The 22479-nt window shown below is 71.7% G+C and carries 20 protein-coding genes; 11 read left to right on the top strand and 9 right to left on the bottom strand.

The window, feature by feature from the left end; translation table 11 throughout:
• Nucleotides 1-26 precede the first annotated feature (26 nt).
• Nucleotides 27-1025, top strand: a complete 999-nt coding sequence (locus ACPT94_RS29320; RefSeq protein ID WP_360343485.1) for a TAXI family TRAP transporter solute-binding subunit — start codon at nucleotides 27-29, stop codon at nucleotides 1023-1025.
• A gap of 10 nt (nucleotides 1026-1035) precedes the next feature.
• On the opposite strand, the gene ACPT94_RS29315 is transcribed toward ACPT94_RS29320, so the two are convergent.
• Together ACPT94_RS29315 and ACPT94_RS29310 are read right to left on the bottom strand one after the other, a co-directional pair.
• Entirely contained in the window at nucleotides 1036-2445 is a 1410-nt protein-coding gene (locus ACPT94_RS29315; RefSeq protein WP_360343482.1) for a sensor histidine kinase, read from the bottom strand.
• A gap of 9 nt (nucleotides 2446-2454) precedes the next feature.
• Nucleotides 2455-3141 (bottom strand): response regulator transcription factor, encoded by a 687-nt coding sequence (locus ACPT94_RS29310; protein WP_360343479.1) that lies wholly within the window; start codon nucleotides 3139-3141, stop codon nucleotides 2455-2457.
• A gap of 326 nt (nucleotides 3142-3467) precedes the next feature.
• Between ACPT94_RS29310 and ACPT94_RS29305 the strand changes: the two genes are divergently transcribed.
• The 8 genes from ACPT94_RS29305 to ACPT94_RS29270 all read left to right on the top strand — a co-directional run bounded on the left by ACPT94_RS29305 (nucleotide 3468) and on the right by ACPT94_RS29270 (nucleotide 9928).
• Nucleotides 3468-4244, top strand: coding sequence for an amino acid ABC transporter ATP-binding protein (locus ACPT94_RS29305; RefSeq protein WP_360343476.1), 777 nt, complete (start codon nucleotides 3468-3470; stop codon nucleotides 4242-4244).
• A 90-nt stretch (nucleotides 4245-4334) separates the two neighbouring features.
• Entirely contained in the window at nucleotides 4335-5183 is an 849-nt protein-coding gene (locus ACPT94_RS29300) for a glutamate ABC transporter substrate-binding protein (protein WP_360343473.1), read from the top strand.
• 149 nt (nucleotides 5184-5332) lie between these two features.
• Nucleotides 5333-6001, top strand: a complete 669-nt coding sequence (locus ACPT94_RS29295) for an amino acid ABC transporter permease (protein WP_360343470.1) — start codon at nucleotides 5333-5335, stop codon at nucleotides 5999-6001.
• Complete coding sequence (locus tag ACPT94_RS29290) at nucleotides 5998-6903, top strand: amino acid ABC transporter permease (protein ID WP_425247216.1); 906 nt, start codon at nucleotides 5998-6000, stop codon at nucleotides 6901-6903. The genes ACPT94_RS29295 and ACPT94_RS29290 overlap by 4 nt, the downstream gene beginning before the upstream one ends.
• A 175-nt stretch (nucleotides 6904-7078) precedes the next feature.
• Nucleotides 7079-8674 carry an FAD-dependent monooxygenase gene (locus tag ACPT94_RS29285; protein ID WP_425247215.1) on the top strand — a complete coding sequence of 532 codons (1596 nt, stop codon included), beginning with the start codon at nucleotides 7079-7081 and terminating at the stop codon, nucleotides 8672-8674.
• A 163-nt stretch (nucleotides 8675-8837) separates the two neighbouring features.
• Nucleotides 8838-8924 (top strand): putative leader peptide, encoded by an 87-nt coding sequence (locus tag ACPT94_RS29280; RefSeq protein WP_313960178.1) that lies wholly within the window; start codon nucleotides 8838-8840, stop codon nucleotides 8922-8924.
• Nucleotides 8925-8957: 33 nt separating this feature from the next.
• Nucleotides 8958-9536: a cupin domain-containing protein gene (locus ACPT94_RS29275; RefSeq protein ID WP_360343461.1), complete on the top strand. Its 579-nt coding sequence runs from the start codon at nucleotides 8958-8960 to the stop codon at nucleotides 9534-9536.
• Entirely contained in the window at nucleotides 9533-9928 is a 396-nt protein-coding gene (locus ACPT94_RS29270) for a rhodanese-like domain-containing protein (protein WP_360343458.1), read from the top strand. Before ACPT94_RS29275 ends, ACPT94_RS29270 begins: the two co-directional genes overlap by 4 nt.
• A 605-nt stretch (nucleotides 9929-10533) precedes the next feature.
• Here ACPT94_RS29270 and recX read toward each other — a convergent pair.
• The 4 genes from recX to ACPT94_RS29250 all read right to left on the bottom strand — a co-directional run bounded on the left by recX (nucleotide 10534) and on the right by ACPT94_RS29250 (nucleotide 14417).
• Nucleotides 10534-11331: a recombination regulator RecX gene (gene recX / locus ACPT94_RS29265; RefSeq protein ID WP_360343455.1), complete on the bottom strand. Its 798-nt coding sequence runs from the start codon at nucleotides 11329-11331 to the stop codon at nucleotides 10534-10536.
• Between the two features lie 3 nt (nucleotides 11332-11334).
• Entirely contained in the window at nucleotides 11335-12465 is a 1131-nt protein-coding gene (recA, locus tag ACPT94_RS29260) for a recombinase RecA (protein ID WP_360343452.1), read from the bottom strand.
• A 434-nt stretch (nucleotides 12466-12899) separates the two neighbouring features.
• A complete protein-coding gene (locus ACPT94_RS29255; protein WP_360343449.1) occupies nucleotides 12900-14162 on the bottom strand; it encodes an AI-2E family transporter in 1263 nt (420 codons plus the stop codon).
• Between the two features lie 60 nt (nucleotides 14163-14222).
• Nucleotides 14223-14417 carry a DUF3046 domain-containing protein gene (locus ACPT94_RS29250; protein ID WP_360343446.1) on the bottom strand — a complete coding sequence of 65 codons (195 nt, stop codon included), beginning with the start codon at nucleotides 14415-14417 and terminating at the stop codon, nucleotides 14223-14225.
• 79 nt (nucleotides 14418-14496) lie between these two features.
• Between ACPT94_RS29250 and ACPT94_RS29245 the strand changes: the two genes are divergently transcribed.
• The gene (locus tag ACPT94_RS29245; protein ID WP_360343443.1) at nucleotides 14497-15441 is read left to right on the top strand and encodes a prenyltransferase/squalene oxidase repeat-containing protein; all 945 of its coding nucleotides are present in this window, start codon (nucleotides 14497-14499) and stop codon (nucleotides 15439-15441) included.
• 25 nt (nucleotides 15442-15466) lie between these two features.
• Here ACPT94_RS29245 and ACPT94_RS29240 read toward each other — a convergent pair whose 3' ends face one another.
• From ACPT94_RS29240 to ACPT94_RS29230, 3 genes are read right to left on the bottom strand one after another with little or no spacing between them, the layout of a single operon-like run.
• Nucleotides 15467-15775: an AzlD domain-containing protein gene (locus ACPT94_RS29240; RefSeq protein ID WP_360343440.1), complete on the bottom strand. Its 309-nt coding sequence runs from the start codon at nucleotides 15773-15775 to the stop codon at nucleotides 15467-15469.
• On the bottom strand, nucleotides 15772-16491 hold the full coding sequence (locus ACPT94_RS29235) for an AzlC family ABC transporter permease (RefSeq protein WP_360343668.1): 720 nt from the start codon (nucleotides 16489-16491) through the stop codon (nucleotides 15772-15774). Before ACPT94_RS29235 ends, ACPT94_RS29240 begins: the two co-directional genes overlap by 4 nt.
• Complete coding sequence (locus ACPT94_RS29230) at nucleotides 16392-17381, bottom strand: AraC family transcriptional regulator (protein WP_360343437.1); 990 nt, start codon at nucleotides 17379-17381, stop codon at nucleotides 16392-16394. Before ACPT94_RS29230 ends, ACPT94_RS29235 begins: the two co-directional genes overlap by 100 nt.
• Nucleotides 17382-17538: 157 nt before the next feature.
• On the opposite strand from ACPT94_RS29230, the gene ACPT94_RS29225 reads away from it, so the two are divergent.
• Nucleotides 17539-22437 carry an ATP-dependent helicase gene (locus ACPT94_RS29225; protein ID WP_425247214.1) on the top strand — a complete coding sequence of 1633 codons (4899 nt, stop codon included), beginning with the start codon at nucleotides 17539-17541 and terminating at the stop codon, nucleotides 22435-22437.
• Nucleotides 22438-22479: the final 42 nt, after the last annotated feature.

The following is a 22479-nucleotide window of genomic DNA, read 5'->3' as shown; positions in this document are numbered from 1 at the left end:
CGCCCCCGCCTGGCAGGATCGCGCGCATGTCCAAGGTGTTCCCCCATGTCGGCAGGCGCCGGGCCCTGCAGGGCGCGGCCGCCGGCGCCGTCGTCCTCGGGCTGCTGCTGTGGTGGCTGCTGCCCCTGGGCGAGGATCCGCCGAGCGGCACGATCACCTTCAGCACGGGCACGACCAGCGGCGTCTACTACGAGTACGGCAGCCGCCTGCGCACCGAGCTCGCCGAGGACATGCCGCACCTGGACGTGAACCTGACGACCAGTAACGGATCGCAGGAGAACGTCGCGCGCGTGGCGGAGGGCAGGGCGGACTTCACCATCGCCGCGGCCGACGCCGTGGCGACGTACGAGGAGCAGCACCGCGGCGCGGCCGCCCGGCTGCGCGGGGTCGCCCGTCTGTACGACGACTACGTCCAGCTCGTCGTGCCGCGCGACTCGGACGTCCGGTCCGTCGCGGACCTGAAGGGGAAGAAGGTCGCGACCGGCCTGCCCCGCTCGGGGGTGCGCCTCATCGCCGACCGGGTGCTCAAGGCGGCCGGCCTGGACCCGGCGAAGGACATCACGGCCGTGTCGGAGGGCATCGACACCGGGCCCGAGCGACTGAAGCGGGGAAAGATCGACGCGTTCTTCTGGTCCGGCGGGGTGCCGACGGCCGGTCTGGAGAAGCTGGCCGACAGTTTCACCTTCCGGTTCGTGCCGATCGACGCCGAGCTCGTCGCCCGGATGCACGAGCAGGACGACGCCACCGGCTACTACCGGGCCACCAACATGCCCGAGTCGGCCTACCCCACCATCCAGAACGGCTCGGCCGTCCCGACGATCGCGGTCTCGAACCTGCTGATGACCCGCACGGACATGAACCCCCGCCTCACCGAGTGGCTGACCCGGACCGTGATCAAGAGCCGGGACGGCATCGGAGCGCACGTCCACTCCGCCCAGTTGGTCGATCTGCGCACGGCCATCTACACCGACCCGCTCCCGCTGCACGAGGGCGCCCGGCGCTACTACCGGTCCGTCAAACCGTAGGCACGGCGCTTCACAACGGCCGCGACCTCGGCACCGACACCGTCACCTTCAGTCCGCTCGGCTCGTGATGGTCGTACGACAGCGAGCCGCCGCCGGCCGCGAGCAGGGTGCGGGAGATGGACAGGCCCAGTCCGGAGCCCTTGATGTTCTGGTGGCGGCCGCTGCGCCAGAAACGGTCGCCCACGCGCGCGAGTTCCTCGTCGGTCAGGCCGGGGCCGTTGTCCGTGACGACGATGGTCGAGGTCTCGCCGTTGGACGCGACCGTCACCTCGACGCTCTCGCCCTCCGGCGTGAACTTCACCGCGTTGTCGATCACCGCGTCCAGGGCGCTGGACAGCGTGACCGGGTCGGCCCATGCCGTGGTGGCCGGGCAGTCGCCCACCAGGCGGACACCCTGGGCCTCGGCGGCGGGCGCCCAGGCCGCGACGCGCTCGGCGGTCAGCGCGCCGATGTCGGTGACCCTGAGGTCGGCCTCGGTGTGCTCGGCCAGGGCCAGGTCGAGCAGATCGTCCAGAACCTGGGCGAGGCGTTTGCCCTCGCTCTGGACGGAGGCGATCTCCTCGTTGCCCTCCGGGAGTTCGTAGGCCAGCAGTTCGATGCGCAGCAGCAGCGCCGCGAGGGGGTTGCGCAGCTGGTGCGAGGCGTCGGCGACGAAGGCACGCTGCTGCTCCAGCACGTCCTCGACGTTGTCCGCCATCTCGTTGAACGACCGGGCCAGTCGCCTGAGTTCCGGCGGACCGCTCGCGACCGCGACCCGGGACTTCAGGCGCCCGGTGGCGATGTCGTGGGTGGTGGCGTCCAGGACGCGTACGGGCTTGAGCACCCAGCCCGTCAACTGGAGGGCCGCGCCTATGGCGAGCAGCATCGCGGCGATCTCGCCGGCGCCGACGATCAGCCAGCCGTGCAGGATCCGCGACCGCATCGCGCCGGTGGGCGAGTCGGTGACGACGACCGCGACGACGTCGCCGTCCCGGATCACCGGCGACGCCACGACCAGCCGGTTGCGCTGCCAGGGCCACACCTGCTGGGGGTCGTGGCTGCGACGGCTGAGCAGCGCCTCCTCGAAGGCGTCCCGCACCTCCCCCGTTTCCGGGAGGTACCAGTCCCTCGGTGCGTGAGCCATGGGCGTGTCGGTGCGGTAGAAGACACCGGCACGAATGCCGTAGACCTCGTAGTAACTGGCCAGCTCGCGGCTGAGCGTCTCGCGCCGCTCGTCGTTGCTCGTGGACGTGGCACCGGACGTGGCGGTGGGGGCGGTGACGAACTGGGCGAGGGCCGCGAAGCGCGCCGTGTCGTCGATGCGGTCCAGGACCACCTTCTGCTGCTGCGCCCCGGCCACGCTGACGGCGAGGGGCACGCCGAGCGCGAGCAGCACGGCCGCCATCAGGACGATGAGCAGCGGCAGGAGACGTGTGCGCAACGGTCCCCGCTACGCGGCCGGGGCGACGAGCCGGTAGCCGACGCCGCGTACGGTCTCGATCAGCGCGGGCATGCGCAGCTTGGCGCGCAGCGAGGCGACGTGCACCTCCAGGGTCCGCCCGGTCCCCTCCCAGCTGGTGCGCCACACCTCGCTGATGATCTGCTCCCGGCGGAAGACGACGCCGGGACGCTGGGCGAGGAGCGCCAGGAGGTCGAACTCCTTGCGGGTCAGCTGGACGACCGAACCGTCCACGGTGACACGCCGGGTGGGCAGTTCGATGTGCACGGGCCCCAGGCTGAGCGTGTCCTCGCCGGCCGCGGCCGGGTCCTCGTGGGCGGTGCGCCGGCTGACGGCGTGGATCCGGGCCAGCAGCTCTCCGGTGTCGTACGGCTTCACCACGTAGTCGTCGGCGCCCAGGTTGAGGCCGTGGATGCGGGAGCGCACGTCGGAGCGGGCCGTCACCATGATCACCGGGGTGGCGGTGCGCTTGCGGATCTTGCCGCAGACCTCGTAGCCGTCCTGGTCGGGCAGGCCCAGGTCGAGCAGGACGACGCCGAAGCCGGGTCCCTCCGGGACGAGCGCCTGGAGCGCCTCCTCACCGCTGCGCGCGTGAGTGACGTCGAAACCGTGCCGCTTCAGGACCGCGGACAGCGCGGCGGCGACGTGGTTGTCGTCCTCGACGAGCAGCAGTCTCATCCCGGCCTCCTCCTGTTCATAGGGCGTACGGTCCGGCTCTGTACAAAGTCGCACGGTTCCCGGCGCGCGGTTCCGGCGCGCGCGAAAACCCGGCACGGCGCGCGTGCACCAAGGCAGTCACGCTGATGGACGAGGACGCCGTCAAGTGGGTTCCGGTTGCGCGGGACTTCCGTTATCCGGCCGATACGCACGCAGGTCACAAGTGCTACGACGGGTGTCCGATTGCTATCGGATCGTGATGCTCAGATTCCCCTCAGATGTAATGACGCTGGTCGAGACTGGTTACTACTGTCCTCCGAAACCGAGGAGGACGGAGCCTGAGAGCGATGACCGAAGTATCGGTGGCCAAGGAAGACGCGGCCGTGCCCGGCGAACTGGTCGTCCTGAAGAGCGTCAACAAGCACTTCGGCGCGTTGCACGTTCTCCAGGACATCGATCTGACGATCGCGCGCGGTGAGGTCGTCGTGGTCATCGGACCCTCCGGGTCCGGAAAGTCCACGCTGTGCCGCACCATCAACCGCCTGGAGACGATCGACGCGGGGACGATCACGATCGACGGGAAGCCGCTGCCCCAGGAGGGCAAGGAGCTGGCCCGGCTGCGCGCCGACGTCGGCATGGTCTTCCAGTCCTTCAATCTGTTCGCGCACAAGACCGTGCTCCAGAACGTCATGCTGGGCCAGATCAAGGTCCGCAAGACCGACAAGAAGAAGGCCGAGGAGAAGGCCCGCGAGCTGCTGGACCGGGTCGGTGTGGGCACCCAGGCCGACAAGTACCCGGCGCAGCTCTCCGGCGGCCAGCAGCAGCGCGTCGCCATCGCGCGGGCCCTGGCCATGAACCCGAAGGTCATGCTCTTCGACGAGCCGACCTCGGCCCTGGACCCGGAGATGATCAATGAGGTGCTGGAGGTCATGCAGCAGCTCGCCCGGGACGGTATGACCATGATCGTCGTCACCCACGAGATGGGCTTCGCACGATCGGCTGCAAATCGCGTGGTCTTCATGGCGGACGGCCGCATCGTCGAAGAGGCTGCGCCCGACCAGTTCTTCAGCAATCCGCGCAGCGACCGCGCCAAGGACTTCCTGTCGAAGATCCTGCATCACTGACGCGCCCCGGCGCACCCGACGACCTGCGTCACCTGCCTTTCGACGGCCCGTATTCCTTCATCCCGAAGGCATCATCAAAGGAAGTTCACCATGAAGCTTCGCAAGGTCACCGCCGCCTCGGCCGCCGTCCTCGCCCTCGCCCTGACGGCCACGGCGTGCGGCTCCGACGACAAGGACAGCGGCAGCGGCAGCGGCTCCAGCGGCGGCAGCGACAAGATCAAGATCGGCATCAAGTACGACCAGCCCGGCATCGGCCTGAAGGAGCCGGACGGTTCCTTCTCCGGTTTCGACATCGACGTGGCGACGTACGTGGCCAAGGAGCTCGGCTACGAGGCCAACCAGATCGAGTTCGTCGAGACCAAGAGCGCCGACCGCGAGAACGCGCTCGCCCGTGGCGACGTGAAGTTCATCGTGGCCTCGTACTCGATCAACGACAAGCGCAAGCAGAAGGTCGACTTCGCCGGCCCGTACCTGCTGGCCCACCAGGACCTGCTGGTCAAGGCCGACTCCAAGATCACCAAGGGTGAGGATCTCAACGGCAAGAACCTCTGCTCGGTGGCCGGCTCGACCTCGGCGCAGAACGTCAAGGACAAGATCGCCCCGAAGGCCAACCTGCGTGAGAACGCGGGCTACTCGGAGTGCATCGCCGCCCTGCAGAGCGGCGCGGTCGACGCGGTGACCACCGACGACTCGATCCTCGCGGGCTACGCCTCGCAGGACAAGTACAAGGGCCAGTTCAAGCTGGTGGGCGAGAAGCTCAGCAACGAGAACTACGGCATCGGCGTCAAGAAGGGCGACAAGGCGACGGTCGACAAGATCAACGCCGCGCTGGAGAAGATGGTCGCCGACAAGTCCTGGGACAAGGCGGTCACCAAGAACTTCGGCCCGGCGAACTACAAGAACGAGCCGGCCCCGAAGATCGGCGTCGTCGTCAAGTAAGGCGTCCTCCGCACGCCATGCGGCATCCACTGCCGTAGGAACCCCGCGGCCGACGTGGGGTTCCGCGGGCGCGCCGCCGACCGTCGCGATCAGGGCGGCGGCGCGCCACGCCCTCCACGTACGCCACACACCCGGAAGCGCGGGAGATCGTGTTCGACTTTCTTGAAGGCTACGACGTCCTCGCGGCGTTCTGGATGACGATCAAACTGACCGTCTTCTCCGCCGTCGGCTCCCTGGTCTGGGGCACCCTGCTGGCCGCGATGCGGGTCAGCCCGGTCCCGCTGATGCGCGGATTCGGCACCGCCTACGTCAACATCGTTCGTAACATCCCTCTCACGGTCATCATCGTCTTCACCTCGCTCGGCCTCGCCGACATCTTCGGTATGACGATGGGCGCGTCCCACGACTTCAAGCTGCAGGGCTTCCGCCTCGCGGTGCTCGGTCTGGTCGGCTACACCGCGGCCTTCGTCTGCGAAGCGATCCGCTCCGGCATCAACACCGTTCCCCTCGGCCAGGCCGAGGCGGCGCGGGCGATCGGGCTGGGCTTCAGCCAGACGCTCGGGCTCGTCGTGCTGCCACAGGCGTTCCGCGCGGTCATCGGCCCGCTGGCCAACGTCCTGATCGCCCTGACCAAGAACACCACCGTGGCGGCCGCGATCAGCGTGCCCGAGGCGGCCTTCCTGATGAAGGAAATGATCGAGAACGAGGCCCAGACCCTGGCCATCGGGGCGGTCTTCGCGTTCGGATTCGTGGTCCTGACCCTTCCCACCGGCCTGCTGCTCGGCTGGCTCGGCAAGCGACTGGCGGTGAAGCGATGAGCTCCGTCCTCTACGACGCCCCCGGCCCCCGCGCCAAGCGGCGCAACGTCCTTCTCTCCGTCCTCTTCTTCGTCCTCCTGGCCCTGGCGCTGTGGTGGATGTGGCAGAAGATGGACGACAAGAAGCAGCTCGAGTGGGCCCTGTGGGAGCCGTTCACCACCTCCGAGGCGTGGACGACCTATCTGCTGCCCGGTCTCGGCGACACCCTGAAGGCCGCGGCGCTCGCCATGGTCATCGCCCTCCCGCTCGGCGCGGTCTTCGGCATCGCCCGCATGTCCGACCACAGCTGGGTCCGCGTCCCGGCCGGCGCGGTGGTCGAGTTCTTCCGGGCGATCCCGGTGCTGCTGCTGATGCTGTTCGCCAACGAGTTCTACGTCCGCTCCACGGGCGTCAGCAGCGAGGACCGGCCCCTGTACGCGGTCGTCACCGGCCTGGTGCTCTACAACGCCTCGGTCCTCGCCGAGGTCGTCCGGGCCGGCATCCTCGCCCTGCCCAGGGGGCAGACGGAGGCCGCCTACGCGATCGGCCTGCGCAAGGGCCAGACGATGACGAGCATCCTGCTGCCGCAGGCCGTCACCGCGATGCTGCCGGCCATCGTCAGCCAGCTCGTGGTCATCGTGAAGGACACCGCGCTGGGCGGCGTGATGCTCGGGTTCACCGAGTTGCTGAACGCGCGCAGCACGCTGGCGGCGAACTACGCCAACGTCGTCCCCAGCTTCATCGTCGTGGCGATCATCTTCATCATCGTGAACTTCATCCTCACCTCCTTCGCCTCCTGGCTGGAGGGCCGGCTGCGGCGCAGCAAGCGCGGCACGGGTGCGGTGCTGGCGCCGGACGACGTCGAGGACAACCCGGCCGCAATCCCGGGCACCTACGGGACCGGCGCGGGCGGCACGATCTGACGCTCGTGCAAGTGGTGTGACCTGTACGGAGGCAGTGGCGAACTCGCCACTGCCTCCGTCGCTTGACGCGGGAACCGGCGGTGGGTTGCATACGTTCTGTGATCGTGCACCCTGCTCCAACCTCTTGTTCACTCACGTCCCTGAGGACACCGTCACGGGCAGGGGGCGCCACGCCGTGGACCCGGTGATCATCGTCGGAGCGGGGCCCGTGGGGCTCACGCTCGCCCTGGCGCTGGCGCGTCAGGAGGTGCCGTCGATCCTCCTCGACGAGGGCCCGGGCAAGGACGAACCGCGGCTGGCGCGCACCGTCGTCCTCCGTGAGGACACCGCCGCCCTGGTGGAACGTCTCACCGGCACATCCCTTACCGAGGCCGGCGTCCGCTGGGCCGGATGGCGGGCGATGCGGCGCAGGCAGGTGACGCGCGAGATCACCTTCGACGCCACCGAACCGGCTCCCCTGCACCTCGCCCAGCATGTGCTGACCGGCGCCCTGCGCACGGCCCTCGCGGGCGAGCGGCTCGTGAGAATCGCCGTGAACAGCCGCCTGGACACCGTCGAGCAGGAACCCTCGGGTGTCACCGCCCACACCCGCGGCCCGAACGGCACCTGGTGGCGCGGCAGTTACCTGGTCGGCTGCGACGGTCCCCGCTCCACGGTCCGCAAACTCCAGGACATCCGCTTCCCCGGCCGTACGGCGGTGGAGCGACACGCCGTCGCCGCCCTGCGTGCGGAACTTCCGTGGACGGGTGAGGCGTTGCTCCATCGGATGCCGCCGTGGCGTACGTCCGGTCCCTCCGCCGGGGAAGTCACCGGACGCCCGCTGCCGGACGGCGTCTGGCGCCTCGACTGGCTGCTGCCCCCCGGCAAGGACCTCGTCACGCCCGAGCTGCTGGTGAGCCGCGTCCGTGAGACCCTCGCGGGCTGGAGCGGCGGCTCCACGCCGGCGTACGAGCTGCTCGACACCGGTGTCCACACGGTCCACCACCGGCTGGCCCGCCGCTGGCGTGCCGGGCGGGTCTTCCTCGCAGGGGACGCCGCCCACCTGCTCGGCGCGCTCGGCACCCAGGGGCTCGACGAGGGCCTGCGGGACGCCGACAACCTCGCGTGGAAGCTGGCCCTGGCCTGGCATCACGGGCCGCACGAGGCGCTGCTGGACAGCTACCAGACGGAGCGCCGCGCGGTGGTCGCCGCCCGCCTGCGCGCGGCCGACCAGGCGCTGCCCCTGCTGCGCGGCGGCGGTGGCATAAGGGCGTACGTCCCCGGCTCCGCCCGCGGCCACGACGCGCTGCTCACCGAGGGCCACCTCGGGCGTGGCCAGCTGGGCGCGCCCGGTACGTACGGCGGCTCCCCGCTCACGCCCCGGCACCTGGAGGCAGAGGTGCCGGTGGACACGCCCCCCGGCGCGCCTGTCGAGGACGTGCGCGTCACGGCGGAGGACGGCTCCTTCGTACGGCTGCGGGACCGGCTGGGCCGCGGTGCCCTGCTGGTCGTACTGATCGCGCCCGGCACCGGCGTGTGGGAGCGCAAGCACTGGGTGAGCGCCGGGATCATGCCCCGGCTCGCCGCCGCGGTGACGGCCCTGCCCTGCCCGGCCGAACTGCTGGTGGCCGAAAGTTATCCGGGGGCGGCCGCCCACACGGTCCTGCTGGTCCGGCCCGACGGCCACCTGGTCACCGCGCTGAGCGGGGTCCGTCCGGCCGATCTGCACGCGGCGGCGGAGACGGCGGTGGGAGGGCCGGTGGGGGCGGAGGCCGGAGCCGGGGCGAAGTGACCGTGAGCGCCGGCGCGGGGCCCGCAGCGATGTGATGATCGGTTGCCGACGATCGCGCCGGCCGGGCGCAGCCCCGCGAGGCGGTCGACACTGACTGTCACTCTGCGGTCCGCATGGTGACAGTGAGTTGACCGGTACGGGCCGGCGTGGTGTACTCCGAATCGTGACCGACACCTGTGTGCGCCTGTGGCGGAGGGTCCATATGGACCTCGTCCGCTATGCGGGCTGCGTGTGTCGTCCGTCCTGCTGAATTCGCAACCCCTCTTCCACCAGCGCGCCCGAGATGCGCTCCCGCGCTGCCGCGCGCCCCGCGAACGCCCCCAGGACGGTACCCGTGTCTGTCTCCCCATCCGTGCCCACCGCCGTCGCCGTACCCACGCAGGCGGACCTGCTCGACTTCGTCCGGCGTACGGCCGCCGACGCCGAACTGATCGCCTCCCTCCCCCTCGATCCGGAGGGCCGCACCTGGGTGCGCCTGGAGGGGCCCGGAGGCAGCGAGGCCTGGCTGATCGGCTGGCCGCCCGGCACCGGCACCGGCTGGCACGACCACGCCGACTCGGTGGGTGCCTTCCTCACCGCACGAGGCGAGCTCAAGGAGAACTCGCTCGCCGCGCGGCTGCCCACCGACGGCTGGAAGACCCTGGAACTCTCGGAGGGCGTGGACCGGGAACGCCGACTGTCCGCCGGCAAGGGCCGCGCCTTCGGACGGCACCATGTGCACGAGGTCCTCAACGAGTCCCCCGACCAGCACGCGATCTCCGTCCACGCCTACTACCCGCCGCTGCCGCAGATCCGTCGTTACAGCCGTACCGGTCAGGTGCTGCGCCTGGAGCAGGTCGAGCGCCCGGAGGACTGGCAGTGAGCGGCGAACGCCCTCTGGGCATCGACGAGTTGCTCGAGCGGGTGCGCGCGGAGTACGCGCGCGTGGAGGCACGCGAGGCGTACGAGGCCGCCCGCGCGGGTGAGGCGCTGCTCGTCGACATCCGGTACGCGGCCCTGCGCGAGCGGGACGGGCTGATCCCCGGTGCCCTGGTCGTCGAGCGCAACGAGCTGGAGTGGCGCCTCGATCCCCAGGGCAGCCATCGTCTTCCCGAGGCCACCGGCCACGACGTGCGGATCGTCGTGATCTGCAACGAGGGCTACGCGTCGAGCCTCGCGGCCGCGTCCCTGCACCAGCTCGGACTGCACCGGGCCACCGACCTGGTGGGCGGTTTCCAGGCGTGGCGGGCGGCGGGACTGCCGGTGACGTCGTAGGCGGAGCCACGTGGGCGGGGGCCGGGCGCCGCCGCGGATTCGTGCGGTGCAGGTGGCGTGCGGCACCGGTGACATGCAGTACAGGTGACGTGGGCCGTACGACCACGGCAGACCGTGCAACCGGACGGAGCGGGCGCCCCCCGTCAGGAGGCGCAAGGTGATCCTGCGTTTCCTGGGGCCATCCAAGGCGCCGGCCAGGTGCCCTGCCGCCGCGCGGATACGGAGTCGCCCACTGGGTGTGCGCTGCCCACCCACCGCGGTCGTCCCACCTGCCGGAGGGCAGTTGGCGCGAGGTGCGAGTCCGGCCCCTCGATGGAGCTCCGCCCGTACCGGCCCGGCTCCGGACGCGATCGGCGCCCCCGCGCGTCCACCGTGTCCGGCGCCGAGCCGACGGGGCGGGATGGCTCACGCCCCCAGCCGCAGCCACGCCCGCGTGTTCCGGCCCTCTCACGAGCGCGCTGCTGGGCCGACCAGGCCCGATCAGAACGACAAACAAGGGCTTGTCTTGAAGCCTTGTCGTGAAAACCGGTCGTCAGGGCCTCACGCGAGAGGCCTCGCCACTCGCCGAGCCCCGGCCGACGACGCACCCTTGGTCCTGCTGAGGCTCAGAACTCCTCGTCCCCCAAGACCTCGGCGTCCTCCCCTTCCTCCTCCAGCGCCTGCCGGACCACTCGCAGGGCCATGCCCTGGGAGTAGCCCTTGCGCGCGAGCATCCCGGCGAGGCGGCGGAGCCGTTTGTCGCGGTCGAGGCCGCGGGTCGAGCGCAGCTTGCGGGCGACGAGCTCACGTGCGGTCGTCTCCTCCCGCTCGGAGTCGAGCTGGGAGACGGCCTCGTCGATCAGCGTCGAGTCGACCCCCTTGGTCCGCAGTTCCTGCGCGAGCGCGCGCCGGGCCAGCCCCCGGCCGTGGTGCCGGGACTCCACCCAGGCGTCCGCGAAGGCGCTGTCATTGATCAGCCCGACCTCCTCGAACCGCGAGAGCACCTCCTCGGCCACGTCGTCCGGAATCTCCCGTTTACTGAGGGCGTCGGCAAGTTGTTTCCGTGTGCGCGGGGTCCCGGTGAGCAGGCGCAGGCAGATCGCCCGTGCCCGCTCAGCCGGGTCCCCTGAAGACTCCCCCTTCTCGGCCCTCGACGAGGTAGAGGGGTCTTCGTCCTCGGCGGACGGCTCTCCGAAGCCGCGCCGACGGCGTCCACGTCCGCCCCGTGGACCGCCTTCACCGCCGCGCCCCGTCCGGCCGCCGCGGAGCCGGCCGGCACCGTCCGCGCCGTCGCTCCGGTGCGAGCCGCCGTCCGGCCAGTCGTCGCCGCCTCGGTCAGGGCCGCCGTCGTCCTCCGCGTGCCCCGGCTCCCGGGGGATGCCGGGGTAGGCGTCGTATTCGGCCCAGTCCGTTCGTCGGGTCACGGGTCAGCTCTTGGCAGCCGCGGCCTTGGTCTTGGCGGCCTTGGCGGCGGGAGCGGGAGCCGTCTTGGCGGCGTCGTCCGCCGGCGCGCCCGTGGCGACCGCGGCGTCCGCGCCCGGCTCCGCGGCGGGCTCCTCCGGACGTACGCCGACGCCCAGCTTCTCCTTGATCTTCTTCTCGATCTCGTTGGCGAGGTCGGGGTTGTCCTTCAGGAAGTTGCGGGCGTTCTCCTTGCCCTGGCCGAGCTGGTCGCCCTCGTACGTGTACCAGGCGCCGGCCTTGCGGACGAAGCCGTGCTCCACGCCCATGTCGATCAGGCCGCCCTCGCGGCTGATGCCCTGGCCGTAGAGGATGTCGAACTCCGCCTGCTTGAAGGGCGGCGCGACCTTGTTCTTGACGACCTTGCAGCGGGTGCGGTTGCCGACCGCCTCGGTGCCGTCCTTGAGGGTCTCGATGCGGCGGATGTCGATGCGCACCGAGGCGTAGAACTTCAGCGCCCGGCCGCCGGTCGTGGTCTCCGGGGAGCCGAACATCACGCCGATCTTCTCGCGGAGCTGGTTGATGAAGATCGCGGTGGTCTTGGACTGGTTGAGCGCGCTGGTGATCTTCCGCAGGGCCTGGCTCATCAGGCGGGCCTGCAGACCGACGTGGCTGTCGCCCATCTCGCCCTCGATCTCCGCGCGCGGGACGAGCGCTGCGACGGAGTCGATGACGATCAGGTCGAGGGCGCCGGAGCGGACGAGCATGTCCACGATCTCCAGGGCCTGCTCGCCGTTGTCGGGCTGGGAGAGGATGAGGTTGTCGATGTCGACGCCGAGCTTGCGCGCGTACTCGGGGTCGAGGGCGTGCTCCGCGTCCACGAAGGCGACCTGGCCGCCGGCCTTCTGGGCATTGGCCACGGCGTGCAGGGTCAGTGTGGTCTTACCGGAGGACTCCGGTCCGTAGATCTCCACGACGCGGCCGCGCGGCAGACCGCCGACGCCGAGGGCCACGTCGAGGGCGGTCGACCCGGTCGAGATGACCTCGATGGGCTCCTTCGACCGCTCGCCCATGCGCATGACCGCGCCCTTGCCGAATTGCCGTTCAATCTGTGCGAGTGCGGCGTCCAGGGCCTTCTCGCGGTCGGTTCCTGCCATGGGTTCCACCCGGTTTGCTTGAGTCGATCGCTTCACGTCAAAGACGCTAACGCCTGCCACTGACAATGCGCCCCGACGCCGGTCCGGCCTGTGGATAACTCAGGCACTTCTCCACCCAAAACGGGACGGAATCCCCGTCGAGAGCCTCGCCGGAGGTTCTATAAGAATGGATGTTCGATTTTGGTGTCAAGCGCACCCCGGAGCACTTCCGACCCCCGCGTCCGCAGCCCGTCAACGCCCCGGACCCGGTGATGGCACAGGAGTGGATCGCGGCCCGCGACAACCGGCCGTCACACGGCGGCCGCCGTCACCGCACGCGGATGGCAGGCATTCTCATGCGGTTGAGGCCTCGCCCGTACCCGCACACGTCCTCGCCGGTACCGGCACATGCCCTCGCCCGCGCGCGAGCACGGTCACCCCGCCCACGAGCGGCGTCAGTCGGACTTCTCCCCCGGCCCGGTCGCCCCGGTCCGCTCCCGCGTCCTCGCCCACAGCCGCCGCAGGCGGGTGAGCGGGCGCGGCCCCTCGCCCTGTCGCCGGTGACCGTGGACACGGGGATCGTCCGTGACGTCGTACCGCTTCACGTACGCGCCCAGGAAGGCCTGCAGCGTGGCGACCGCCGGGATGGAGATCAGGGCGCCGACCGCGCCGAGGAGGGCGGTGCCGGCGACGACCGAGCCGAAGGCGACGGCGGGGTGGATGTCGACGGTCTTGGACGTCAGCTTGGGCTGCAGCATGTAGTTCTCGAACTGCTGGTACACCACGACGAAGATCAGCACCCACACCGCGTACAAGGGGCTGACCGTGAAGGCGATCAGCATGGGCAGGGCGCCCGCGAGATACGTACCGATGGTCGGGATGAACTGCGAGACCACACCCACCCACACCGCGAGCACGGGCGCGTACGGGATGCCGAGGGCCTGCAGCAACACGTAGTGCGCCGCGCCGGAGATCAGCGCCATCAGACCGCGCGAGTACAGATAGCCGCCGGTCTTGTCGACGGCGATCTCCCACGCGCGCAGCACCTCGGCCTGCCTGGCAGGCGGCAGGACGGAGCACAGGGCGCGACGCAGGCGGGGTCCGTCGGCGGCGAAGTAGAACGAGAACAGCCCGATCGTCAGCAGCTGGAACAGGCCGCCGAGAACCTGGGTGGAGACGTCCAGCACGCCGGCGGCGCTGTTCTGCGCGTACTTCTTCAGCCAGTCGGAGTGGAGCAGGCCCTCCTGGATGTCCACGCGTCTGAGGTCGGTGTGGAACGTGGTGTTGATCCAGTGGATGACGGAGTCGAGGTACTCGGGGAAGCCCTCGATCATCTTGATGATCTGCCCCGCGAGCATCGAGCCGAGCAGCGTGAAGAAGCCGGCGACCGCGATCAGCAGCCCGAAGAAGACCAGGAAGGTGGCGAGCCCCCTGCGCATGCCGTGCGCGGCCATCCGGCTCACCGCGGGCTCCATGGCGAGGGCCAGGAAGAACGCGATCATGATGTTGATCAGCAGGCCGATGAGCTGGTGGAAGGCCCAGGTGCCCAGCTGGAACACGCCGAAGAGAGCGAACGCGAGCACCATCGCGCGCGGGAGCCAGCGGGGCATGCGCGCACCCGGCGCGGCGTCGGGGCCGGCCGGGGGCTGGCTGGGCGGCGTCGCGCCCGACGGGGATGCCTGCGGGGCGACCTGTCCGCTCTCGTCAGTGGGTGCCACGGATCAAGTCTCGCCCACGCCACCGACAACCGGAGCCCCCCCTGCGATCTTCATCGCGGATCAGCGCTTCTCGTGCGGAACGTTCATCACCGCGCACACCACGCGCCACACGTCCTTGGCCTCCCAGCCGGCTTCCAGCGCCTGGTGCACCGTGCGCCCGCCGAGCTCCGCCATCACATGATCGCGCGCGAAGGTGTCGGCGTAGCCCGAACCGAAGTGCTCCGCCATCCGCTGCCAGAAGACCGTCAACCGCATGACACCAGTATCCCGCCCCCGGGGGTGGCCCTGGCCGGGACCGCCTGTCGACACCGCTTTCCGCCCTACGGTCTGACGCATGGCCGAAACCGGAGCTTCCCCACTCCCCCCTACGCCCCCGGCGCGCACCCCGCTCTTCCGCGCCGAGCCCTTCGTCTGGCTCACCGCGCGCGTGCTGGAACAGCGCCTCTTCGCGTATCACTTCCTCCACGGCGGCGCCGATCCCGTCGAGACCGCACTCGACGCCTACCGCAACGAGGACGGCGGATACGGCCACGCGCTGGAGCCGGATCTGCGGGGCCCCGTCAGCCAGCCCCTGCACACCGCGCACGCCCTGCGCGTCCTGGACTCTCTCGGGCGCTGCGGCGGCCAGCGTGTGGAACGGGTGTGCCGCTACCTCACCTCCGTGTCCAACCCCGACGGGGCCCTCCCCGCGATCCATCCCAGCCAGCGCGGTTACCCGACGGCCCCGTTCGTCCCGATCGTGGACGACCCGCCCAGCCAACTCCTGGCCACGGGTCCGGTGGTGGGCCTCCTCCACCGCAACGAGGTGTGGCACGCCTGGCTGTTCAGGGCCACGGACTTCTGCTGGCAGGCGGTGGACGCCCTGGAGACGTCCCACCCGTACGAGATCCAGGCCGCCGTGGCCTTCCTGGACTCCGCCCCCGACCGCCCGCGCGCGGAGGCGGCCGCCGACCGCCTGGGCCGCCTGGTGCGCGAACAACGGCTCGCCGTACTGGACCCCGACCACCGCGACACGCACCCCGTCCCGCCCGGATACGCCCCCGGTGAGCACCACTTCCCGCACGACTTCGCCCGGACGCCGGGCTCCCTCGCGCGCGCGTGGTTCACGGACGACGAGATGGAACGCTCCCTGGACTTCCTCGCCGGCGAGCAGGAGGAGGACGGCGGCTGGCCGATCCGCTGGCGCCGCTGGGCACCGGGCACCGCCCTGGAAGCACGCCCCCTGGTGACGATCGAGGCCCTGCGGACCCTGAGGGCGTACGGCCGCGCCATCGGCTGACGCCCGAGCACCCGGCCGCGCACCGTCACCCGCCCACGGCCCGCACCCCCGCCGTCACCACCACGGCCGCCGCGACGACGAGCAGGAACGGCGCTCGCAGGACGAGCGCCACGGCGGCCGCGGCCAGCCCAGCGGCCCGTGCGTCGAGTACGAGCGCCTGTCCGTCGGCGAAGGCCTGCTGGGCCGTCAGGGCGGCGAGCAGGGCGACGGGCAGCAGGGCCGCGAGCCGCCGGACCACGGGCCGCTCGAGAACGCCCGCGGGAACGAGCAGCCCGGCGAGCTTGACGGCGTAGCAGCCGAGGGCGGTCGCCCCGATCGCGATCCAGACGTTCATCGCTCGCCCTCCTCCGGTCGGCCGCGCGTCCGGCCTTCGCGACGCCCCTCGGCCCACAGGACGAGCGGCGCGGCGAGCGCGGCCACCAGGACGGGCACCCCGGCGGGCAGGACAGGCAGGAGGCCCAGTCCCAGAAGGACCGCGAGAGCGGCGACGGCCCGCTCCATGACGGTCTTCAGCATGGGCGCGAGCAACGCCAGGAAGACGGCGGGCCCGGCCGCGTCGAGCCCCCACGCGTTCGTGTCCCCGATCGCCTCGGCGCCCAGCGCGCCCAGGAGTGTCGTGAGGTTCCACAGCACGTACAGGCTCAGCCCGGTGACCGCGAAGCCGATCCGCGCCCCGCGCCGATCGCGCTGCGCCAGCGACACGGCCGCCGTCTCGTCGATCACCCACTGGGCGGCCAACGGGCGCACCGCGCGCGGGAGGGCCAGCAACTGCGACAGGCGCAGGCCGTAGAAGGCGTTGCGCACGCCCAGGAAGAAGGCGCCCGCGGCCGCCGTCATCGGGTTGCCGCCCGCCGCGAGCGCCCCGACGAGCGCGAACTGCGACGCGCCCGTGAACACCAGCAGGCTGAGCGCGCAGGTCTGCCACACCGTGAGCCCGCTGCCCGCCGAGGTCACCCCGAAGGCGAACCCGGAGAGTCCGACGGCGACCCCGACGCCCAGGGCGTCCCGTACGACGGCGGTGTCCGGCCTCCGTCCGTCGTCGGCGCGGATGTCTGCGAGAGCTGTCTGTTCTGCCACGCGTCGGACGGTAGGGCCAGCCGCGACCGCGCGTCTTGTACGTTCTTGCGCTCGCGCTGGTAGGAGCCCGGAGGCACGCCCACGATCCGGGAGAAGTGACGGTTGAGGTGCGGCTGGTCGGTGAACCCCACCGCGAGGGCCGCCTCCGCGGGTGTCGTCCCGGCGTCCAGCAGCCGCCGCGCCCGGCGGACCCGCGCGTCCGTGAGCCAGGCGTGGGGCGGCATCCCGTAGGCGTCCCGGAACGCGCGCAACAGCGGGAAGGGACCGGTCCCGAGATCACCCGCGAGCTGCTCCAAGGTCGGCGGATCGGCCATCCGCTCCTCCAACACGGCACGCGCGCGTGCGGCGACCCGCGCACCGGCCGTACTCACCCGCCGTACCGGCAGGGGCCCGCCGTTCAACCGCAGCAGCCGTGTCACGGTGACGCGCAACAGCGTGTCGGCGGCCAGCGCGTTGCCCTCGTCGGCGGCGCGGAGCACCTGGTGCACCAGAGAGACGGAGTAGGGATCGTCGAGCACGGGACCGACGAACCCGGGGGTGCCCCGCAGGGTGGTCGTCTCGGCGGCGATCCCGGCCACGACCTCGGGCGCCGGATACACGGCCCCGTAGCGCCACCCCTCGGGCACACCGGCTCGTCCCGTGTGCGGAGCGTCCGGATTGAGCAGCGCGAGCGCACCGGCCCCCGCGTACTGGTCGCCCCCACGATGGTGGAAGACCTCGACCCCCTCGGCGATGCCGGCGATCACGAAGTGCTCGTGCGTGTGCCGCACGAAGTTCTTCCGCACGTACCGGGCCCGCAGCAGATCGACCCCGGGCAGCTCCGCATACTGCCAGTGCCTCGCCACGTCGACCGATCCCGCCATACCCCCATTCTCGGCGACGCCTGCGCTGACCAGCAGCCGCAGTCCGAGGGGAGCGGCCGCGTCCCTGGCCCCGGCCCCATTCTGGGCGCACAGCCCGGTCGGCGCAGCGCCACCGCAGGTCAGCGCCATTGTCAGTGCGGGGGTGCACGATGGACGCATGGTCAGCGACGCACACCGAGCCCTGGACGGCTTCTCCTCCGCGACCCGCGGCTGGTTCACGGGGGCGTTCTCCACGCCCACCGCCGCCCAGGCGGGCGCGTGGCAGGCCATCCGTGAGGGCTCGGACGTGCTGGTGGTGGCCCCGACCGGTTCCGGCAAGACCCTGGCCGCGTTCCTCGCCGCCCTGGACCAGCTGGCCTCCACACCGCCACCGGCCGACCCGAAGAAGCGCTGCCGCGTGCTCTACGTGTCCCCGCTCAAGGCCCTGGCCGTCGACGTGGAACGCAACCTCCGCAGCCCGCTGACGGGCATCCGTCACGAATCCGCACGCCTGGGCCTGCCCGAGCCCGAGGTCAAGGTCGGCATCCGCTCCGGCGACACTCCCGCCGCCGAGCGCCGCGCCCTCTCCACCCGCCCCCCGGACATCCTGATCACCACGCCCGAGTCCCTCTTCCTGATGCTGACGTCGGCCACCCGCGACGCGCTGACCGGCATCGAGACCGTGATCCTCGACGAGGTGCACGCCGTGGCCGGCACCAAGCGCGGCGCCCACCTGGCCCTCTCCCTGGAGCGCCTGGACGAACTGCTCCCGAGGCCGGCCCGCCGCATCGGTCTCTCCGCGACCGTCCGCCCGGTCGACGAGGTGGCCCGCTACCTCTCCCCGCGCCGCAAGGTGGAGATCGTCCAGCCCAAGTCCGGCAAGGAGTTCGACCTCTCGGTCGTCGTCCCGGTCGAGGACCTGGGCGAACTGGGCGGCTCCCCGGTCGCGGACGGCTCCGAAGGGGCGGAACGCCCGTCCATCTGGCCCCACGTCGAGGAACGGATCACCGACCTCATCCAGTCCCACCGCTCCACGATCGTCTTCGCCAACAGCCGCCGCCTCGCGGAGCGTCTCTGCAACCGCCTCAACGAGATCGCCTACGAGCGGGCCACCGGCGAAACCCTCGGCGAGCACCACGCCCCGGCCGAACTGATGGGCGGCTCGGGCACCGCCCAGGGCGCACCGCCCGTCATCGCGCGCGCCCATCACGGCTCGGTCTCCAAGGAGCAGCGCGCCCTGGTCGAGGAGGACCTGAAGGCGGGCCGTCTCCCCGCGGTGGTCGCCACCTCCAGCCTGGAACTGGGCATCGACATGGGCGCGGTCGACCTCGTGGTCCAGGTCGAGTCGCCGCCCTCCGTCGCCTCGGGCCTGCAGCGCGTCGGCCGCGCGGGCCACCAGGTCGGAGCCGTCTCCACCGGCGTGGTCTTCCCCAAGTACCGCGGCGACCTGGTCCAGGCGGCGGTGGTCACCGAGCGCATGCGCACCGGCGCCATCGAGTCCCTCAAGGTGCCGGCGAACCCCCTGGACGTCCTCGCCCAGCAGCTCGTCGCCATGACCGCGATGGACACCTGGCAGCTCGACGACCTGCTCGCCCTGATCCGCCGCGCCGCGCCCTTCGCCTCGCTCCCCGAGTCCGCCTTCACGGCGGTCCTGGACATGCTCGCCGGCCGCTACCCCTCCGACGCCTTCGCCGAACTCCGCCCGCGCGTGGTGTGGGACCGCGTCGCCGGCACGATCACCGGCCGCCCCGGAGCCCAGCGTCTCGCCGTGACCTCCGGGGGCACGATCCCCGACCGCGGACTGTTCGGCGTCTTCCTCGCGGGCGCCGACCCCAAGAAGGGCGGCGGCCGGGTGGGCGAGCTGGACGAGGAGATGGTCTACGAGTCCCGCGTCGGCGACGTCTTCACCCTGGGTACGACGTCCTGGCGCATCGAGGACATCACGCGCGACCGTGTCCTGGTCTCCCCCGCCCCCGGCGTCCCCGGCCGTCTCCCGTTCTGGAAGGGCGACCAGCTGGGCCGCCCACTGGAGCTCGGGCGCGCGGTCGGCGCGTTCCTGCGCGAGGTCGGCTCCCTGCCCAAGGACGACGCCCGTCTGCGCCTGCTGACCGCGGGACTGGACGCATGGGCCGCGGACAACGTCCTGTCGTACCTGGACGAACAGCGCCAGGCCTGCGGCCACGTCCCCGACGACCGCACGATCGTCGTGGAACGCTTCCGGGACGAACTGGGCGACTGGCGGGTCGTCGTGCACTCCCCGTTCGGCGCCCAGGTCCACGCCCCCTGGGCCCTCGCCCTCGGCGCCAAACTCTCCGAGCGGTACGGCATGGACGCGCAGGTCATGCATGCCGACGACGGCATCGTCCTGCGCCTGCCGGACGCCGACCTCATGGGTCTCGACCTGCTCGACCAGGAGCCGGTGAAGGCCGGCACGGAATACGACGCCGAACAGGCCCCGGTCGGCGCGGCCGACGTCGTCTTCGACAAGGGCGAGGTCGACCAGATCGTCACCGACCAGGTGGGCAGCTCCGCGCTGTTCGCGGCCCGCTTCCGCGAGTGCGCCGCCCGTGCCCTGCTGCTGCCGCGGCGCAACCCGGGCAAGCGCACCCCTCTGTGGCAGCAGCGCCAGCGCGCCGCCCAGCTGCTCCAGGTGGCGAGCGAGTTCGGCTCGTTCCCGATCGTCCTGGAAGCGGTCCGCGAGTGCCTCCAGGACGTCTTCGACGTCCCCGGACTCGTCGAGCTGATGGGCGACCTGGAATCCCGCAAGGTGCGCCTGGTCGAGGTCACCACCCCGGAGCCGTCGCCCTTCGCCCGCTCCCTCCTGTTCGGATACGTCGCCCAGTTCCTCTACGAGGGCGACTCCCCCCTCGCGGAACGCCGTGCCGCTGCCCTCTCCCTGGACTCACGGCTGCTGGCCGAGCTGCTCGGTCAGGCGGAGTTGCGCGAACTGCTCGACGCCGAGGTGCTCACCGAGCTGGAGCGGGAGCTGCAGTGGCTGACCGAGGACCGCCGCGTGAAGGACGTCGAAGGCGTCGCGGACGTCCTGCGTGTACTCGGCCCGCTCACCGACGCCGAGCTGGCCGAGCGGGGTGCCGAACCCCACTGGGCCCAGGAGCTGGCCGCCGCCCGCCGCGCCATCCGGGTCCGTGTCGCCGGCGCCGACCACTGGGCGGCGGTCGAGGACGCGGGCCGCCTGCGCGACGCCCTGGGCACCGCTCTCCCCGTCGGCGTCCCGGAGGCCTTCACCGAGCCCGTGAAGGACCCGCTGGGCGACCTCCTCGCCCGCTACGCCCGCACGCACGGTCCGTTCACCTCGGCCGCCGCGGCCGCCCGATTCGGCCTGGGCGTGGCGGTCACCGAGGGCGCCCTCCAGCGGCTCGCGGCGGGCGGGCGCGTCGTCCAGGGCGAGTTCCATCCGGCCGGCATCGGCCAGGAGTGGTGCGACGCGACCGTCCTGCGCCGGCTGCGCCGTCGCTCCCTGGCCGCCCTGCGGCACGAACTCGAACCCGTCCCGGCCGCCGCGCTCGCCCAGTTCCTGCCCCAGTGGCAGCACATCGGCAGGGGTCACGCGCTCCGGGGCATCGACGGCCTGGTCCGCGCGATCGAGCAGCTCCAGGGCGCGTCCGTCCCCGCCTCCGCCCTGGAGAAGCTCGTCCTTCCGTCCCGTGTGACGGGCTACACCCCGGCCATGCTCGACGAGCTCACCGCCGCCGGAGAGGTGGTCTGGGCCGGCGCGGGCGCCCTTCCCGGAAAGGACGGCTGGGTCTCCCTGTACCTGGCGGACGCGGCCCCGCTGCTGCTGCCCCCGGCCCACCCGCTGGAGCTGACGGCCCTGCACCAGTCCGTCCTGGACACCCTCTCCGGCGGCTACGGCCTGTTCTTCCGCCAGATCGCCGACCAGGTCCGCGCCACCACCCACCCCGACGTCGCCGACCCGCAACTCGCCGACGCCCTCTGGGACCTGGCCTGGTCGGGCCGCCTGACCAACGACACGTTGGCGCCGATGCGCTCCCTGCTGGGCTCGGGCCGCACAGCCGGTTCCACGGCCCACCGCGCCAAGCGCACGGTCCCCCGCGGCCGCTACGGCTCGCTGACGGCCGCCGCCCGCTCCGCCTCCCGCAGCGGCCCTCCGACCGTCGCCGGCCGCTGGTCCCTGCTCCCGGCGCACGAGGCCGACGCCACCGTGCGCGCCCACGCCCTTGCCCGCACGCTCCTCGACCGCCACGGAGTGGTGACCCGGGGCGCGGTCTCCGCCGAGGGCGTCGAAGGCGGCTTCTCGGCTGCGTACCGTGTCCTGTCCGCCTTCGAGGAGAGCGGCCAGGCCCGGCGGGGCTATGTCGTGGAGGGTCTCGGCGCCGCGCAGTTCGCGATGGACGGCGCCGTGGACCGCGTCCGCGCGGTGGCCAACGCCCGCGACCGGGGTGAGACGCTGCCCGGCGCGGCCCGGGAGGACGGCAGCCCCGACGGCTTCACTTTCCCCGACGGTTCCCCGTCCGACGACCTCGGCTGGGAGGTTCCCGGCCTCGACGACTTCGACTCGTCGCCGGCCCCTCCCGCACCGGGCGACTACGTCTCCCCCCGCGACTTCGCCTCCCCCGGCGCGGGCGGCCCACGAGGCGGCAACGGCTTCCCGTACGCCTCCGGCTTCTCCGACCACCGTCGCCGTACGCCCTCCCCCGCCTCCCGTGCCGTGGTCCTCGCCGCGGCCGACCCGGCGAACGCGTACGGCGCCGCCCTGCCCTGGCCCGAGCCACCGACCGGAGCCGGACACAAGCCCGGCCGCAAGGCGGGCTCCCTGGTGGTGCTCGTCGACGGCGAACTGACCCTCTACATGGAACGCGGCGGCAAGACCCTGCTGGCCTGGCCCTCCACCCCGGACGGCGAGGCCACCCCCACCGACGACCCCCGCCTGCACGCAGCCGCGGAAGCCCTCGCCGCGGCCGCCCGCGCGGGCTCCCTCGGCACGGTCACCGTCGAACGCGTCAACGGCGCCTCGGCCCTGACCTCCCCCCTGGGCACCCTCCTGGAGGGAGCCGGCTTCATCGCGACCCCCCGAGGCCTACGGATACGAGCATGACGACCAGAACCCACACCGCCTCCCGCACCACTCCCCCGTGCC

Origin of the sequence: Streptomyces aurantiaciflavus (assembly GCF_049808595.1) — a bacterium.
Classification (GTDB): domain Bacteria; phylum Actinomycetota; class Actinomycetes; order Streptomycetales; family Streptomycetaceae; genus Streptomyces.
Note: the sequence above shows the minus strand (reverse complement) of the source record. Positions and strands in the feature narration are given on the sequence as shown.

What these genes read in the sequence shown, in the direction of transcription:
- ACPT94_RS29320 (WP_360343485.1), top strand. Translation starts at nt 27, where the DNA reads ATGTCCAAGGTGTTCCCCCATGTCGGCAGGCGCCGGGCCCTGCAGGGC.
- ACPT94_RS29310 (WP_360343479.1), bottom strand. Translation starts at nt 3,141, where the DNA reads ATGAGACTGCTGCTCGTCGAGGACGACAACCACGTCGCCGCCGCGCTG.
- ACPT94_RS29305 (WP_360343476.1), top strand. Translation starts at nt 3,468, where the DNA reads ATGACCGAAGTATCGGTGGCCAAGGAAGACGCGGCCGTGCCCGGCGAA.
- ACPT94_RS29300 (WP_360343473.1), top strand. Translation starts at nt 4,335, where the DNA reads ATGAAGCTTCGCAAGGTCACCGCCGCCTCGGCCGCCGTCCTCGCCCTC.
- ACPT94_RS29290 (WP_425247216.1), top strand. Translation starts at nt 5,998, where the DNA reads ATGAGCTCCGTCCTCTACGACGCCCCCGGCCCCCGCGCCAAGCGGCGC.
- ACPT94_RS29275 (WP_360343461.1), top strand. Translation starts at nt 8,958, where the DNA reads ATGCGCTCCCGCGCTGCCGCGCGCCCCGCGAACGCCCCCAGGACGGTA.
- recA (WP_360343452.1), bottom strand. Translation starts at nt 12,465, where the DNA reads ATGGCAGGAACCGACCGCGAGAAGGCCCTGGACGCCGCACTCGCACAG.
- ACPT94_RS29250 (WP_360343446.1), bottom strand. Translation starts at nt 14,417, where the DNA reads ATGCGGTTGACGGTCTTCTGGCAGCGGATGGCGGAGCACTTCGGTTCG.
- ACPT94_RS29245 (WP_360343443.1), top strand. Translation starts at nt 14,497, where the DNA reads ATGGCCGAAACCGGAGCTTCCCCACTCCCCCCTACGCCCCCGGCGCGC.
- ACPT94_RS29240 (WP_360343440.1), bottom strand. Translation starts at nt 15,775, where the DNA reads ATGAACGTCTGGATCGCGATCGGGGCGACCGCCCTCGGCTGCTACGCC.
- ACPT94_RS29230 (WP_360343437.1), bottom strand. Translation starts at nt 17,381, where the DNA reads ATGGCGGGATCGGTCGACGTGGCGAGGCACTGGCAGTATGCGGAGCTG.
- ACPT94_RS29225 (WP_425247214.1), top strand. Translation starts at nt 17,539, where the DNA reads ATGGTCAGCGACGCACACCGAGCCCTGGACGGCTTCTCCTCCGCGACC.